This is a genomic window from Nostoc sp. ChiVER01 (assembly GCF_034531155.1).
Lineage (GTDB): Bacteria > Cyanobacteriota > Cyanobacteriia > Cyanobacteriales > Nostocaceae > Nostoc.
Genome location: NZ_JAVRBS010000007.1, coordinates 137040 through 153045 on the forward strand (window position 1 = coordinate 137040; position 16006 = coordinate 153045).

Here is a 16006-nt window from a genome sequence, read left to right on the forward strand (position 1 = left end):
GGGCATTGGGCATGATGTATTAGTTCTTCTCCCTCTGCTCCCTCATCCCCCTCATCTCTCTGATCTCCCCCTGCTCGGCTATTGTTCGCTCCTAAAAATTCACCCTGTATCCTGAAAACTAACTAATAGCAACTATGAAATCAATTATGGTGGTGGGGACAACATCCCATGCAGGGAAATCACTTTTAACTACAGCTATTTGTCGCATTCTGTCGCGGCGTGGCTGGCGAGTGGCTCCCTTTAAAGGTCAAAATATGGCTTTAAATGCTTATGTCACTGCCAATGGTGGAGAAATTGGCTATGCCCAAGCAGTGCAAGCTTGGGCGGCGGGAGTCGTGCCTTGGGTAGAAATGAACCCAATTTTACTCAAACCTCAAGGGGATATGACTTCCCAAGTAATTATTAAAGGCAGGTCTGTTGGTAAAGTAAGTGCCTCAGATTACTACGAGCAATATTTTGACCTGGGGTGGCGGACAATTGAAGAATCGCTACAGCATTTAGGAACAGAATTTGACATGGTGGTTTGTGAAGGTGCCGGTAGTCCAGCAGAGATTAACCTCAAGCACCGCGACTTAACTAATATGCGAGTGGCAAAACATTTAAATGCGCCAACGATGTTAGTAGTTGATATTGATCGGGGTGGTGCTTTTGCCCATGTTGTGGGAACCTTAGAGTTATTAGAACCAGATGAACGCGCCTTAATTAAGGGTATAGTAATTAACAAGTTTCGAGGGCAGCGATCGCTCCTAGATCCGGGGATAAAATGGTTAGAAGAACGCACAGGTATTCCTGTTATTGGTGTTATACCCTACTTACAACAAGTATTTTCAGCAGAAGACTCTCTTGATTTGCTAGAACGTCAATCCTATAAAGCCCAAGCTGACCTCAACATTGCCGTCATCCGCTTACCCAGAATTGCCAATTTTACTGACTTTGACCCACTCGAATCAGAAAGCACTGTTTCAGTAAAATATTTAAGTCCTAAGCAAGATTTGGGACATCCTGATGCCGTGATTATCCCAGGTACAAAAACCACAATTGCTGATTTGCTACTGTTGCAAAAAAGCGGTATGGCAGAGGCTATCCAACACTATGCGGCTTCTGGGGGAACGGTTTTAGGTGTCTGCGGTGGGTATCAAATGCTCGGTCAAATCATCGCTGATCCGGAAGGGATAGAGGGACAAGCAGGCAGGTATCAGGGGTTAAATCTTTTACCAATCAGAACCGTAATTACTGGGCAAAAAATCGCTCGCCAGCGTCAAGTTAGCTCGAATTATCCGCAACAGGGCTTACCAGTAAATGGCTTTGAAATTCACCAAGGGCGATCGCGCATCGAACAGCAAGGTATAGACCCTCAATCGTACCATGCCCTATTTGATGATATTAATTTAGGGTTAGTGGATAGTTGTCAATCAGTCTGGGGAAGTTATCTCCACGGGCTTTTTGACAACGGCCCTTGGCGACGCGCTTGGTTAAATCGCCTCCGTCAACAGCGCGGTTTAAAATCTTTGCCCACCGGAGTTGCTAACTACCGGGAACAGCGAGAGCAGATTTTGGACTCTTTAGCCACTGAAGTAGAAAGCCATTTAGACTTAACTCCATTTTTGTCTTAAACGTAAGTGCATAAAAATCGCACATTTTTTAGATTAGAGTGTCATTAGTCGCTAATGACCAATGACCAATGATTGTTCGTGTCCGCTTTTTACCAGATGATGTCACAGTAGATGCCGAAGTGGGAGAAGCCCTGTTAGATGTAGCAGACCGGGCTGGGGTATTTATTCCCACCGGTTGTCTAATGGGGTCTTGTCACGCTTGCACTGTCGAATTAGAGGATGGAGAAATCATCCGCGCTTGTATCACCGCAGTACCACCACGCCAGGAATTGACAATTAATTTGTTTAGTGACCCAACTTGGTAATATTGCCCTTGTTATTGACAAGGACTAGTATAGTAAAACAAGTCAATGCATAAAAAAACCTAATCATTGATTAGATTTTTTGGATAGACATCAAGAAACTTTAACCTATTGTTTCTTACTGTGGCGATCGCATTTTTTACTAAATTAATGCCAAAGAAAATCCGGGAACTGAAGCAAATGCTTTCCCAAGTAGGTTTTACAGAAGTCTCAGGAAAAGGAAGTCATACTAACTGGGTGCATCCCTTCTATAGTGGGAAAATCACGATTTCAGGCAAAGACGGAGCAGATGCTAAACGCTACCAAGAGAAAGAAGTGAAACAGGCAATTGAGGAAGTAGAAGGAAAAGAAAAAGATGAGTAAGCTTAAGTACCAAATGATTATTCAGTGGTCTGATGAAGATGATTGCTTCTTGGTAGGATTCCCTGATTTTCCAGGACAACGCTGGCGGACTCATGGGGATACTTACAAGTTAGCTGTGGCAAATGGAATTGAAGCTTTAGAGTCTCTAATTATTGCTTACGAAGCTGTCGGTGATCCACTTCCAGAACCAACAGTAAGTAGAGTGCGTTAACGCGATTGAGTAGGTGGTAATTAATGCTGCACAATTTGTGCAATGCGGCTTATTTTGCTTGAAATAATATTTTTGTAGTTATTTTGTATTTAAAAAATCCATATTTTCCCTATTAGACAGCAAGAAACTTTTACAGATTGTTTCCTACTGTCTGTTTTTGCTATATATATGAATTAATTAGCTTTAACATTCAGCGCGTATTCTTTAAACCTTTCCAAGTCAGCTTGAATTGTCGATTCAACTACACGCCCCAGAAACAAGTTATCCATAATTTTGCCAAGAATGCCGGGGATAGCGTAGGAAATGGTCATTTTAACAATGCTACTATTGTGGCGATCGTAAAAGCGAATTGCTCCCTGATTCGGCAAACCATCAATCGATTCCCATTGGATAATTTGGTTGGGAATAACTTTGAGAATTCGGGATTTCCAAGTAAATTCTAGACTGCCCGTCTTTAATTTCCAAAGAGATATATCTGGATTATCTGGCGGAATTTTCACCGAATCAATCCACTTCATCCACCGGGGCATTTGCTCCAAATCTGACCAGAGGCTCCATACTAAATCTATGGGAGCGTCTACTTCTACCTGCACAGTATGCTCTAACCAATCTGACATTCTCTCTTTTTCCTTCTCTTTGAGATGATTTGCATAGCTTGTTTTTTGCAGGAGTACGCGGTTAGTTATTTCTTCAAATTCTCCAAAATCACTTTTGCCGCCCGCCGTCCAGAAATAGTAGCACCTTCCATGCTGTCGATGTAATCTTGCTGAGTATAACTCCCTGCAAGGAAGAAATTATCTACTGGTGTCTTTTGGTTAGGACGGTATGCATCCATCCCTGGCGCTTCTCGGTAGAGAGACTGAGCAAGTTTTACCACACTATACCAAGTCATATTTAGCTGCCGCGACGAGGGAAACAGTTCATGCACTTGCTTGAGGACATGCTGGGCGATCGCTTCATTGCTTTGTGCAATAAACGGATCTCCCGGTGTCAGCACTAACTGTAACAGTGAACCCTGTCCTGGGCGATAATAATCAGCAGGGCTAGTCAACGCCAAATCGGCAAAACAAGAAAAGTCAGCATCTGCTGTGTATAGCAAATTATCAATTCCAGCCGCATGATTTAGCTGTTTACGTTGCTCTCCATCGTTGAGTTCAGTTACCCAGCCATCGAAACGTAACTGTACTGTAGCCACTGGCACTGCATCTAGTTTGTAAATATTGTCAAATTCTGACCACTTACGCCACTCGTGGGGTAGGATGCGTTGAATTCCTGGAACATCACAGGCAAAGACATAAGCATCAGCAGTGATAGTTTCTAATGTATCACCTTGGGCAACTACTATACCAGTGACGCGCGTTTGTTCGTCTAACTCAGTAAATTGAATTTCTCGAACTTGCCGACGCGTATAAACTTTCGTGCCTCTAACTTCTAAATATTCCAGAATGGGCTTGTGCAAATACTCAGATGGAGAACCTTCCAGCATTCGCAAAACAGAGGCTTCAGTTCTGACTGCAAATAACTGAAATATCGTTAACATACAACGGGCAGACATATTTTCGCAATCAATAAATCCCAATGCGTAGGCAATGGGGTTCCACATACGTTTGATGCTGCCATTGCTCCCACCGTGGCTGCGGAACCAGTCGGCAAAGCTAACTTTATCTAAGTTGCGGATGGTTTTCATCGCCCCGTTAAAGTCTACCAACCCGCGAACTATGGGACTAGTACCCAGAGCGATCGCATTTTGCAGTTTATCCTGCAACGATAGTTGAGAGGTCGTGAAAAATGCCTTTAAGCCATTGAAAGGCGCACCTGTTAGGAACCGAAAATCCAAAGCACCGGTGCGGCCTCCTTTATTAATAAAAGTGTGGGTATGTTCTTTGAGGCGTAAGTTTTCTAACACCCCCACTTTCTTCATCAAGTCAAATAGTTGGTAGTAGCAGCCGAAAAATACATGCAAACCCATTTCTAGATGGTTGCCATCGCCATCAACCCAACTGCCAACTTTACCACCCACAAACGGACGAGACTCAAAAATCTCTACTTCACAACCAGCATCAGTTAAATCTACTGCGGTTGCTAGCCCAGCCAGTCCCGCACCTACGATTGCAACACGCATTCCGTCGTTCCTTTTCAGTTTCTTTACAGATTGTAACTGCGTTGGTGTCGGAATTTGCTACTTAATATCAACTCCACCACATATTAAAGCATCGCAATTGCGATACTAAAATCTTTTTCATCGCTCGTTTTAATCCTGGCAATTGACCAGACGCGAGAAAAACGCGTCTGTATCAGCTACACAAACTCTTGTCCATAGCGACGTACTCAAAAAAATATCATAGCTATTTTTTGGTAACAAAGCAGTTATCTGGTAAATCGTAAAAGCAACTTCTTACTTGTTTACATCTTTGTCGTCATCGGAGACAGGCAAACTTCTAATCAGTTCGCGAATCACATCGGTTGCGGGTCTACCTGTTTGTTGACAATATTTTTCTAGCTTTTCCGCTTCCTGTGTTGCGAGATTGACAGTTATACGTTTAACAGCCCATTTTTTATTTGTCATTATCATGCTATCTGCTGGATATTTAGATCGTCGGAAGATTCTAAATTAAAGAGGGAACCGATAAGGTTATCAGAATTTGTCTCACGAAACAAGTAATATTATTAATATTAAAAATGTTCGTTTTGTCAAAGTATTCATCATTTCCTAAAAAAAATAAAAAACTACGCTTTATTTGTTACTCTGGTGACAGGATAAAGACCACATAGTTGCTTTTGAAGATAATAACGCTACTAACATCATGAGTAAAGCCTGACAATGAAATTTTATAAATGAATTTGAGACACGTACTGTTGATTCAATCAAGATTTCCAAAGTTATTCTCCATCGGAAGTATTTGACCTTATCTCTTAACCAAGTTCGCCAAACCCACTTGAAGAGAACATCTCAGATAACACCATAAAATAAAGCTTCAGAATCATTATCATGCCGAAATGCTTTATGACAGGCGAGTTACCATCGCCTATAGAGGTTGTGAATAATCACTTAAAAGTAGGCAAATAAGCGTTCGCTCTAAAACAAACACCCATCTAAACCCATTACTTTAACCATGAAGTTAAAAGCTACTTGAACGTTTATGAATTTTGGCTATCTTCTATCAAGCTGATTGCTTCTTTGCGTCAATATAGTAACCACCAAAAAACTTATAAAACTCGGTTTCCTGGGTGTAAATCGCTAAAATTTTGGTAAATTTTAACAGCATTATCTGTAATTTTACACAGATAAATGCTTGCAAAACAGAGATGGTGTTACTTGACTGTTGCCGAAAACAATATTTTATTTTTGCTTCATTCTTTTACACTAACTCGCCGTAAAAATACGATGCAATCTAAGATGTGTTTTATCTTCTCTCTAGTGATATAGTTTGTCTTAGACTCAGTGCTTTTTTTCCCATTCATAGTATGTATCCATTGAAAGATTAGACAAATTATTTTTTTTGCAAATTTTTGTACCATAAATTAGGCAGTAAATTTTTTCAAAAATAAATTACTGCTAATATACTTTTAATTTGCAAACATTTATTATTTAGTAAGTATACTCATAGAAATAATTATACATTCCGTTTTTTTCAATTATGTATTCATTATAGCTATTGTTTATACGCTTTAAATAATCTTCATTTAGAGACTAAATAAACTCATTTTCATTCTTTATAAAAAAATTACAAAGAAAAAGATATATTCTCAGATTTTGCTTAATTATATTGATATATAACAATATAGAAAACTCAGTAAATAGTTAAAAAATATTTCTATATATAGGTACGTCACCTAGATTTTATGAAACAGAACTTTGCGGAACTTTTTTTAGTTGTTTGTACTGATTTATACTAGTAAATCTTCATATAGAAAGGCTGGAAAAATTTCAAAATACAGCTCCTTCATGAAATTGAGGTAAAGTTAGGTTCTAATCATTGGTTACCTACTGCTGTTGATATATAGCAGAATTCAGAGAGAACTCTGAGCTAAAGGAAAATCCAGAGCGGATATTTTCTCCTCTCTGGATTTTCCAATCTTTGGCTTTCTTAAAATCAGAATTTTGAAGAGTTAGAAAGCCATACGCTTGGAAAAAGATCAAGCTTTCCTTTTTCTTATGCCGAATACAGTTTTGTCAATATGTGAATCAAATATCTATCAACTTACAGCACTTTGCAAGGAAGTGAGGTACAAAATGCAAGATTCACGCATCAGAAATAAAGAGTTTGTACCTCTTGCCTCAAAACCCTTAGCTTCATACTTCATGCAAAAGAAAACTGCTTGTAATTTGTTATAACTACAATTTGAGATTGAGGATTGGGGAAATTCGTGCAACTATTCAAATTTAAGTTGGGGCATCAGTTGAAGAGTGCCAATACCTAAATCTTTAGGTGAAAGCGATCGCGCTTCAAACAAAGCCATCATATCTCGTAACTGAGGATTGCCACGAGAGGCTCCGGTTAGCCCTTTGGCAATGATTAAGCCACAATAGCCCTTAGTATTTTTACAGCGCTGATTCCATTTTTTCCGGGCTTCTACATGAATCGGATCTTCATCTAAGAATTCACCAAATAGGAACAATTCGCCATTTTGAGTTTGTAATAAACCCAGGTCGTAGCGATCGCCATCGAAGGGATCAGCACCTGGATTAAAACAAATAGCTCTCAGTCCGCCTGTTGCTTCAATTCTTTCAATTACAGTCTTAGCCTTGGGCCGGGAAGTTTGAATTAAAATCACCGGCAAACCGTCACCCACTTGTTTGATTTCACCAGCCGGATGGTAGCTAACCCCTTTACGCAGGGACTCCAACATTTCCCAAGACACTACACCTAAGCTGAGGAAGGAATCTTCTGGTATCAAGTCATCTTGCAATGATTGGAAATTTAGAGAGTTAAGGTTTTCGCTCTCCTCGTCATCGACATCAAAGCCTGCCATTTCCTCTAATTCTGCTGCTAACTGCGGCATGGTAGAGACTGTAACAGGCAGAGATTTAGTTGATTCTTCCGACTGCGGCAGAGAAATGCGATAGCGGCGGCTAAGGGGAGGGAAGATGTCCTCATGAAGCTGGCGACGGTGATCGCGAATAAAGCGGATCAAGCTTTCGATCGCAACCAAGATTACCAGTGCTTCTTCGTCATACAAAACAGAACGTAGTCCTTCTAAGGGGTGGATATTACCGAAGGTGGGGTCAATTTCTGATAATGGCAGATCCGCCAAATCACTTTCTTCATCCTCATCTTCATCGGTTTCATCACTACTCTCAAAGGTGAGAAACAGGCAATCTTGCTTGAGGAACGCTTCTTCTAGATGCTCCGTTGATTCTTGATCTGTTAAAACGGCGGCGCGAAACTGTTTTAAAGACTCTTCTGAGCGATAAAACAAAATCCCATACTCCATTCCCAGCATTCCCATGACTGAGGCGTAGAGTGTGCCAACATCCCACTTATTAATCTCGATTGACAAAATTTGCTGTTCTTCCAAAAATTCCCAAGGTGCTGCTTGCCAAATTGCAAATGCTTTTTCTCGCAAGATTTGTGCATACTGTGGGGGTAAGTCGGGGGTTTGACTATCGAGAATGTCAGCAAACCCGCGAAACAGTTCGTCAATTAAAGGCAGTTCTGGTGCGTAGTCAATGGCAATATCCAAATCTTGCAGCACCCCCCGTAGGTAAAATTGGATCTCCCGGTCTTTGACTATAATTCTTTGGGGTCTGGCAGGTCTTGCCGGACTGTGGGGATGCTCCATTGCTTGCATTAAAGTCCGAACTATTGCTTCTGGGCCGATATCTGAAGCTACCACGTCCATTCCTCGAACCACGCCTTGGGAGTAATCTACCCAAAGGATGCATTCTCCCTTTCCTTCTGAGTCTGAATGCTGGTTTGGTGATGACAACGGACGGCGATCGCCCTCCCATACAGAAGGAATTTGAGTTAATTTCTTCAACCGACGACTGGTAGAGCGATTAAAACTTGTCATAGAGTAAGTTAATCAAAAGAAGCAATTTGGAAGTAGACTTTGGGGGATAGCTAGCCTCGGATTAGGTTTTTATGGCTGCACCTGAAAGATAGTTGCTTCTGGTGACTGCCGCCAGGTTTGAACTCCAAAAATACCGAATCTCTAAACACACTGAGTCTCTAATTCTAGAATAAAAATGTTTGGCTGCTTTTAACGGAGTGTTTACAATTTGGCATCTAACGACATCTAAGCCGCTAGAATGAATACAAAAACACTAACGGCAACCCAAAGGCATTAACAAGCTGAATATAGGGTAAAGCTTAGACTAATTAAGGAGTTAAAAAAGCAGATGACACAAGCAATTCAGCCTCAACAACGCGGAATTCTGTTGAGCGAAGCCGCATTGCACCAGGTAAAATCCCTCCGGGACAAGCAAGGCACAGATTTCTGCTTACGGGTAGGAGTCCGCCAGGGTGGCTGTTCAGGGATGTCTTACATGATGGACTTTGAAGACACTAGCAAGATCACCCCACAGGATGAAGTTTTTGACTATGATGGCTTCAAAATTGTCAGCGATCGCAAGAGTTTATTATATCTCTACGGTTTAATGCTCGATTACAGCGATGCCATGATTGGCGGTGGCTTTCAATTCACTAACCCCAATGCCAACCAAACTTGTGGTTGCGGTAAGTCGTTTGGGGTGTAATATTGTCATTTGTCATTTGTCCCTTGTCATTGGACGAAAGACAAATGACTAATAACCCTTCGGGTTCACTAGTTGCTCATGGGGGAAACCCCCAAGACCGCACTGGCTCACCAATGACTAATGACTAATGACCAATGACTAATACAGTTGAATCCCTATTTGATACAGGTTTAGAACGCTATAAAGCAGGAGAACCAGTAGATTCTTTAATCCCTGTGTTTAAAGAAGTGTGCGATCGCGCTCCTAAAACTAGTGCTGCTTGGATTTGTTTAGCCTGGTTATATCTACTCGATAACAAACCCAACTTGGCTTACAAAGCTGCACAGAAAGCAGTCAAGTTAAATCCCCAAGATCCACAGGCTAGAGTCAATCTGGCCTTAGCAATGCTGGAAACAGGTCAAAAAGGTTTACGAGAACATATTGACATAGCACAGCAGCTAATGTTTGTCAATGAAGAATGGCGCGATGAAATAAAAACCAGTATTGAAGACGGTTTCAGTAGAAAACCAGATTGGCAGAGTTTGACAAAAGTCAAAAAGTGGCTGTTTGAAGAATGAGGATGGGGAGCCGGGAGAGACACGATAAATCGCGTCTGTACGGAGTCAGAAAACAAGGATAATTTATTGAATAAATTTTCTCCCTTGTCTACCTAGTCTCTTATTAATACCAACTCCCTATTCCTCATTTCCCATTCCCCATTCCCCATTCCCCATTCCAATCATGAAAGATAAATTGTTAAATTGGCTAAACACGATTTTAGTCGCTGATGTTTTTTTGGTTTTGTTTGGCTTTATCTGGTTAGCGATCGCAGCGATCGGTGATTCTGTAGGAGTAAACTTGGGTTTGGATTTGTGGCATAAACTGTGGCAACCTGTATTTAACCCAGCGATCGGTATCCTTATGGGTGGTGCCATTCTCAGTGGTATTATCAGTTGGGTTTCCAAAAAATTTCTATCTAGTCAATAGATTGTGCATAGGGCATTGGGCATGGGGCATTGGTTTAATCACATCTTTCCCTATTCCCCACTCCCCACTCCCTTTTGATTTATGCAATAATTTGTGTTAACGCTGATTGCAAATTAGGATATTTGTACTCAAAACCTGTTTCTAGGGTGCGTTTGGGAAGGACTTGCTGACCTTCTAAGACTACCATAGCCCCGTCTCCTAAAAGAGCTTCGATCGCAAAACTAGGAACAGGCAACCAAGAAGGGCGATTCATTACTTTTCCCAAGGTTTGGCTTAAATCTGCCATCGTGACTGGGTTAGGGGCAGTGCCATTATATACACCTTCTATTTCCGGTTTAGTTAAAGCTTCCAGAATCAGGCTAACTAAATCGTCTACGTGAATCCATGAGAACCACTGCCTACCACTGCCAATAGGCCCACCAGCAAAGAGTTTGAAAGGCGTAATCATTTTATCCAAAGCACCACCATTACCTAAAACAATCCCAAAACGCAGAATTACTAGCCTTACACCAGCGTCTTTTACCTTTCTAGCTTCTGCTTCCCAGATTTGGCAGACTTGGGCAAGAAAATCGCTACCAGATTGGCTTGTTTCATCAAAGGTTGCCGTTTCACTGGTGCCGTAGTAGCCAATAGCCGAAGCGTTAATTAACACTGTTGGCTTGGGGTTAGCGTTGGTTATTGCTTCAACTATTTTTTGTGTACCTAGCTTCCGGCTATTGAGGATTTCTTGTTTGCGTTCTGGTGTCCAACGTCCTTCACCAATGGGTTCTCCTGCCAGATTAACTACGCCATCACAACTAGCGATGACACTTTGCCAAGAACCAGATGTATTTGGTGTATAGGCAACAATTTCTACATTTGGGAACGTCTCAGATGGAAAAACCTTTTGAGCAAAGGTGGTATTCCGAGTTAATACTACTATTTTATGACCTTTTGCATGGAGTCGTTGTACCAAACCACTACCGACAAATCCTGTTGCTCCAGTAATTGCTACTTTCATTTACTACCTCAGCCAAAACTTTATTGTAAAGTTTTTAATCAAACTTCAGCTTACGGCACTTTTGTTGAGGATAGAACAGATGTGACTGTATATCTCGTAATGCCTAATCTAAAAAACTTTGCTTTTTGAATCACTTTTCGTTTAGATGCTTCGGTATTATAGGATGGACAGAGTGTTGCAAGGCTTGGGGCTATTATGGCTCGCTATACCTGTTCATTTACTGTTTCTGTCAAGAGTGACCATCTGTTACCGTTACTTGTAGAACTTCTACAAGACTGTCAGTTGGATATTCAATACTACACTGGCGATTATATTATCGCTCGTGAGGTTCCGGGCCATGTTCCTTTTCCTAAATTGATCACAGTAGAAGTATTGATTGATAAATCAAAATCTACTGAAACAGAAACCCGGATGAGCATTGTGATTAAAAATGAAGAACTACCACTTCACCTAGATAATTACTGTCGGCAAATGTTTGAAGTTATCAAGCAGGCTATTGAAAGTAGCCGCCATTGGCATTTGATTGAAAGTATTGCAGGATAGGTTTGGTGATTAAATTGACATTCCCACGACTTCAAGACGTGGGATTATCAAAGTGTTATTGGTAGTTATAATTCACTCTTCCACATCCTCTAAATCCTCGGCCATACCGGGGTTTATTAGTGTAATATCGTACTCACTCGAATCCGTTTGTCCCAAACGCTGAGTGTTTCTTAAAAGGTAATAAATAGCACGTACTTGAGGGCCAAAAACGATCTCGTCTTCATTTCTGAGATCGTGAGCTGGGATCTTACGTCCATTAATCATCAAACCGTTGGAACTAGGCTTGCCTTTGGCATCGCCATCTACAATCCGGTAATAATAGCTATGACTATTTTGATCTCGTGGCAATCTCACTAATGTAGCATGGCGGCGGGAGACAAACTGCGACATCAAGCGGATATTACACTCACGATCTCTACCGATAGAGTAGACGGGGTGCTCTAGAGAAAATTCTTTGCGACCTTGATCGTCTTCAATAATCAGTAGATGGTTTTCATTGGTTTCTGCTGCCATTGACAAATTGGTGGAACTGTGATGAATCAATATTTGTTTAGTATCGTATCTTGCCATTTTCGGGCACCATCAGTCTGTGGTGCTGATCTAAATAAGCTTTAAAGTTGCATAATACCTTGAAAGAGTAGAACATATTCGTTCTACTCCACTAGCTATGATAGCTTTGCTAAGTGTTTCAAGAGGCTTTATGGGCTGCGTAAAAGCTGGCGGGGCTACTCAGCTTAACTTGAGATGGTTGAGATGCAAATTCTACAGGTGATGAGCTAATCGCCGTAATAATATTGAGTTTGTGACGACACTAACAGAGCTAAAAGCCATTAATGCAGCAGCACCAGAGGGGTTAAGAACAAAACCCAGACTAGGGAACAAAACACCTGCTGCTAAAGGAATCCCAAGTGTATTATATGCAAAAGCCCAGAATAAATTTTGGCGGATTTTGTTGAAAGTGGCGCGACTAAGCTGAATAGATTCGACGACATCGTTTAAGCGATCGCGCATTAGGACAATTTCAGCAGTTTCCATTGCCACATCTGTCCCGGAGTGTAAAGCAATGCCTACATCTGCTTGGGATAAAGCTGGAGCATCGTTGATTCCATCTCCTACCATTGCGACTACTGAGTGGGGAGTGGGGAAGGTGGGGCCCCCTCTGGGGATAAGGGGTAATGGGGAGTGGGGAGTGGGAGGTGAGGAGTTAGGAGTTTTCTTTGTCCCCTTGTCTCCTTGTCTCCCTGTCCCTTCTAACTGGAGTGCTTGTATTGCAGCCGCTTTTTTGGCTGGGGGAACACCTGCTATAACATCAGCACTATCTAATCCTAGTTGTTTGGCTATGGCGTTAGCTGCTTCTTGGCGATCGCCACTGAGCAACATTACCCGTAAGCCCATCTGACGCAATTTGTCTACGGTAGATTGGGCATCTGGTCTGAGCGTATCAGAAACAGCAATTAACCCAGCTAAAGCTCCCCCAACAGCTACGCAAACGACTGTTTTACCATCTGTTGCCAAATCCTGTGCTACCTGTTGTGCAGTTTCGTTAATAGCAATGCCGTGCCAACTCAACCAGTCCCAGTTACCCAATAGTACAATTTTGCCTTCTACGACAGCAGACACTCCTAGCCCTGGTTCTGTGTGAAAGTCCACAGCCTCTGGAATAGATAACTGTTGCTGCTGTGCTTCTTGCTGAATCGCTTTTGCTAGGGGGTGGTAAGTACCGCTTTCTACGGCTGCTGCTAGTTGAATTAGGGAGTAGGTACAGACGCGATTAATCGCGTCTGTACTGGAGAGTGGGGAGTGCGGTTCCTTACTCCCTACTCCCCATTCCCCCTTATCCCCAGAGGGGGCCCCACCTTCCCCACTTCCCATTTCTCCAATTAATAGACAATCTGTAACGATGGGATTACCCGTGGTCAAAGTGCCAGTTTTATCAAAAACCACGGTGTTTAACTTGTGTGCTTTTTCTAAAACGTCGCCGCCTTTGATTAACAGACCCCGTTCTGCGCCCATAGCAGTCCCGACAAGAATGGCTGTTGGTGTGGCAAGTCCCAAAGCACAGGGACAGGCAACTACCATAACTGCGATCGCTAGTTTTAAACTAATTAATAGGGGAGAGTGGGGAGCTTCATGTGTAGCGTGGCCCATCATTTCCATGCCACCAGACATGCTGACATCAGCCCAGATGTGAGTACCGAAAAAGTACCAAAAGACAAATGTTAATACAGATGCTGTCAGCACTCCATAAGTAAAGTAACCAGCTACTGTATCTGCTAATTTCTGTACTGGGGCTTTTCTAGTTTGGGCGGCTTCTACTAGGGCGACAATTCGAGCTAAAGTTGTATCACTTCCAGTCCGGGTTGTCTGAATAGCGATCGCTCCTGACTGGTTTAGCGTCCCTCCTGTCACCATATCGCCTGGTTGCTTAATCACTGGTACAGATTCCCCAGTCAACATGGATTCATCCACCGTTGTTTTACCAACCACCACTTCACCATCGACAGGGATTTTATCACCTGGCAGCACTTGTACCCATTCACCAACACGTACTTGTTCAGCAGGAATCTCTACGCTAGAAGATCCCATTCCTCCTTTCTCTGGGTTGGCAATCAATCGCGCTACCTGTGGCTGGAGTGCAAGCAATTTCCTAAATGCAGCAGCAGCACGACCTCTAGCTTGTTGCTCTAATGTCCTTCCTAAAAGAATAAAGCCCAGCATCATCACTGGTTCGTCAAAGAAACACTCCCAACCCATTTTCGGAAAGAGCAACGCTACTAAACTAGCAATGTAGGCAGTCAGCGTTCCTAATCCTACCAGCGTGTTCATGTTAGGTGCATTTCGCCGCCAGCCCAGCCAGCCATCTACTATAATCTGGCGACCGGGAATTAATAGGGCTACTGTCGCCAGTCCACAGTGAAACCAGATGTTATTTAGCACTGGTAGCATTGAGCTACCAAGATTACCAAAATGTCCACTTCCCGACAATAATAGTAAGATTGCAGCGATCGCTAACTGCCTAAAAGAAGAGCGCATTTCTCGGCGTTGTCGTTCTGCTGGGTCTGGTAAGGTAGATATCTCGCCTGCTACCGTGCCATTAGGTTTTCGGGGTTGAGCTGGGAATCCAACAGCTGTTAATCGCTGTGCTAGTGCATCTGCATCTACCGCACCAGTTTCTGACTCTACAACTGCTACCTCAGTGGCCAGGTTCACACAGGCACTCTTGACTCCTGGATGTTGGGTTAGCTGTCGTTCTACTGCGTTCACACACCCCGCACACTTCATACCCCCAACATCAAGAATAATTTTCTCTAGGATTGGGTCAAGTTCTGGGGCTAGCTTAGTTTTCGGGACAAGTTGCATGGCAAGTGTTTAGATTCGCTACAGAAATTCAACGCCTGAGTAAAAGCGTCTCTAATTTGAGCGTAGGCGAAATATGGAACTACGACTGTATGTCAACCCTATTAAATTTCTTAATTTATCGTATCTCGCTGAGGGTCAATGCCGGCTCCAGCGTAAATAAGTCATATAAATGATAGCTCCAACCTGCATTGGCATGAGGACAATCAGGCTTTTCCAAAAATTGTGAATTTCCAAATTAGACATGGCGCTGAAATAACCAAAGCCCAATAACAAGAAAAGTATCCAGATTAACTGTTTACGTTTGATGGTTAGCATAGCAATATAATTCAAAAATTTTTAGCCAAAATCTCTATTTATACCTATAAATCTCTACAGAATACGCAATAATTTCGATTAATAGTTATTCAAAAAGAAGTTTACCCAAAGGGGAGTTAATGAAAATAATTCTGTATGATATCAAAATTTTTGTAGAGACGTGTGCAATGCAACGTCTCTACATCTGGATTCATACCGCAATTGGGCAATGGCTGAAATTTTATATTTAATTTAATCCACTTACTTATAAGTTTTTAGAACCAGCCCTGTTTATTCACAAAGTAGGTATTTACAAATTCTTCAGGAGACTTATTCAAGTAAATCATGCCTTCAATTAAACCTACAAGTACCATAATTAACAAGGCAATTCCGTAGGTGAAAGAACCTCCGACTACAGAAATCACCAACATGATAAAGCCTTGTGGAGCGTATCCTAAAATAAATTTATGAACCCCAAATCCTCCAAGGATGATGGCACAGTAACCAGCTAGAAGTTGTTTTGTAGGGTGAGTGGGGTTGAAATTTGACATAGTGCTGCTCCTTGATAAGTGAGGTATAAAAATAAAATCTTTATTTTAATCAAAACAAATACATTTACTTGCTTAATACATATATTTTTAATTTTTTAAGTAC

At 41.9% G+C, this 16006-nt stretch carries 16 protein-coding genes; 8 read left to right on the plus strand and 8 right to left on the minus strand.

Features of this window, described 5'->3' with window-relative positions:
* The first annotated feature begins 134 nt into the window (after positions 1-134).
* The 4 genes from cobQ to RMY00_RS11975 all read left to right on the plus strand — a co-directional run bounded on the left by cobQ (position 135) and on the right by RMY00_RS11975 (position 2489).
* Positions 135-1613 (plus strand): cobyric acid synthase CobQ, encoded by a 1479-nt coding sequence (gene cobQ / locus RMY00_RS11960; protein WP_322647746.1) that lies wholly within the window; start codon positions 135-137, stop codon positions 1611-1613.
* Positions 1614-1681: 68 nt separating this feature from the next.
* On the plus strand, positions 1682-1918 hold the full coding sequence (locus tag RMY00_RS11965; protein WP_322647747.1) for a 2Fe-2S iron-sulfur cluster-binding protein: 237 nt from the start codon (positions 1682-1684) through the stop codon (positions 1916-1918).
* A 147-nt stretch (positions 1919-2065) separates the two neighbouring features.
* Positions 2066-2278, plus strand: a complete 213-nt coding sequence (locus RMY00_RS11970; RefSeq protein ID WP_322647748.1) for a type II toxin-antitoxin system HicA family toxin — start codon at positions 2066-2068, stop codon at positions 2276-2278.
* Positions 2271-2489, plus strand: a complete 219-nt coding sequence (locus tag RMY00_RS11975) for a type II toxin-antitoxin system HicB family antitoxin (protein ID WP_322647749.1) — start codon at positions 2271-2273, stop codon at positions 2487-2489. Before RMY00_RS11970 ends, RMY00_RS11975 begins: the two co-directional genes overlap by 8 nt.
* 173 nt (positions 2490-2662) lie before the next feature.
* Here the strand turns inward: RMY00_RS11975 and RMY00_RS11980 are convergent, their stop codons facing one another.
* From RMY00_RS11980 to RMY00_RS11995, 4 genes are all read right to left on the minus strand, one after another.
* Positions 2663-3106 (minus strand): SRPBCC family protein, encoded by a 444-nt coding sequence (locus tag RMY00_RS11980; protein ID WP_322647750.1) that lies wholly within the window; start codon positions 3104-3106, stop codon positions 2663-2665.
* A gap of 65 nt (positions 3107-3171) precedes the next feature.
* Complete coding sequence (gene zds / locus RMY00_RS11985; RefSeq protein ID WP_322647751.1) at positions 3172-4611, minus strand: 9,9'-di-cis-zeta-carotene desaturase; 1440 nt, start codon at positions 4609-4611, stop codon at positions 3172-3174.
* 273 nt (positions 4612-4884) lie between these two features.
* The gene (locus tag RMY00_RS11990) at positions 4885-5061 is read right to left on the minus strand and encodes a CopG family transcriptional regulator (protein WP_181985004.1); all 177 of its coding nucleotides are present in this window, start codon (positions 5059-5061) and stop codon (positions 4885-4887) included.
* Between the two features lie 1802 nt (positions 5062-6863).
* A complete protein-coding gene (locus tag RMY00_RS11995; RefSeq protein ID WP_322647752.1) occupies positions 6864-8504 on the minus strand; it encodes a DUF6930 domain-containing protein in 1641 nt (546 codons plus the stop codon).
* A 328-nt stretch (positions 8505-8832) separates the two neighbouring features.
* Here RMY00_RS11995 and RMY00_RS12000 point away from each other — a divergent pair, with 328 nt between their 5' ends.
* The 3 genes from RMY00_RS12000 to RMY00_RS12010 all read left to right on the plus strand — a co-directional run bounded on the left by RMY00_RS12000 (position 8833) and on the right by RMY00_RS12010 (position 10155).
* The gene (locus tag RMY00_RS12000; RefSeq protein WP_190894026.1) at positions 8833-9189 is read left to right on the plus strand and encodes an iron-sulfur cluster assembly accessory protein; all 357 of its coding nucleotides are present in this window, start codon (positions 8833-8835) and stop codon (positions 9187-9189) included.
* A gap of 134 nt (positions 9190-9323) precedes the next feature.
* Positions 9324-9746: a hypothetical protein gene (locus tag RMY00_RS12005; RefSeq protein ID WP_322647753.1), complete on the plus strand. Its 423-nt coding sequence runs from the start codon at positions 9324-9326 to the stop codon at positions 9744-9746.
* Positions 9747-9909: 163 nt separating this feature from the next.
* The gene (locus RMY00_RS12010; RefSeq protein ID WP_109009489.1) at positions 9910-10155 is read left to right on the plus strand and encodes a hypothetical protein; all 246 of its coding nucleotides are present in this window, start codon (positions 9910-9912) and stop codon (positions 10153-10155) included.
* Positions 10156-10234: 79 nt separating this feature from the next.
* Here RMY00_RS12010 and RMY00_RS12015 read toward each other — a convergent pair whose 3' ends face one another.
* Positions 10235-11155, minus strand: a complete 921-nt coding sequence (locus tag RMY00_RS12015) for a TIGR01777 family oxidoreductase (protein ID WP_322647754.1) — start codon at positions 11153-11155, stop codon at positions 10235-10237.
* 195 nt (positions 11156-11350) lie between these two features.
* Here RMY00_RS12015 and RMY00_RS12020 point away from each other — a divergent pair, with 195 nt between their 5' ends.
* A complete protein-coding gene (locus RMY00_RS12020) occupies positions 11351-11698 on the plus strand; it encodes a hypothetical protein (RefSeq protein ID WP_322647755.1) in 348 nt (115 codons plus the stop codon).
* 72 nt (positions 11699-11770) lie between these two features.
* Here RMY00_RS12020 and RMY00_RS12025 read toward each other — a convergent pair whose 3' ends face one another.
* The 3 genes from RMY00_RS12025 to RMY00_RS12035 all read right to left on the minus strand — a co-directional run bounded on the left by RMY00_RS12025 (position 11771) and on the right by RMY00_RS12035 (position 15903).
* Complete coding sequence (locus tag RMY00_RS12025) at positions 11771-12268, minus strand: FHA domain-containing protein (protein ID WP_322647756.1); 498 nt, start codon at positions 12266-12268, stop codon at positions 11771-11773.
* Between the two features lie 192 nt (positions 12269-12460).
* Positions 12461-15058, minus strand: a complete 2598-nt coding sequence (locus RMY00_RS12030; RefSeq protein WP_322647757.1) for a heavy metal translocating P-type ATPase — start codon at positions 15056-15058, stop codon at positions 12461-12463.
* A gap of 569 nt (positions 15059-15627) precedes the next feature.
* Positions 15628-15903 carry a TM2 domain-containing protein gene (locus RMY00_RS12035; RefSeq protein WP_322647758.1) on the minus strand — a complete coding sequence of 92 codons (276 nt, stop codon included), beginning with the start codon at positions 15901-15903 and terminating at the stop codon, positions 15628-15630.
* Positions 15904-16006: the final 103 nt, after the last annotated feature.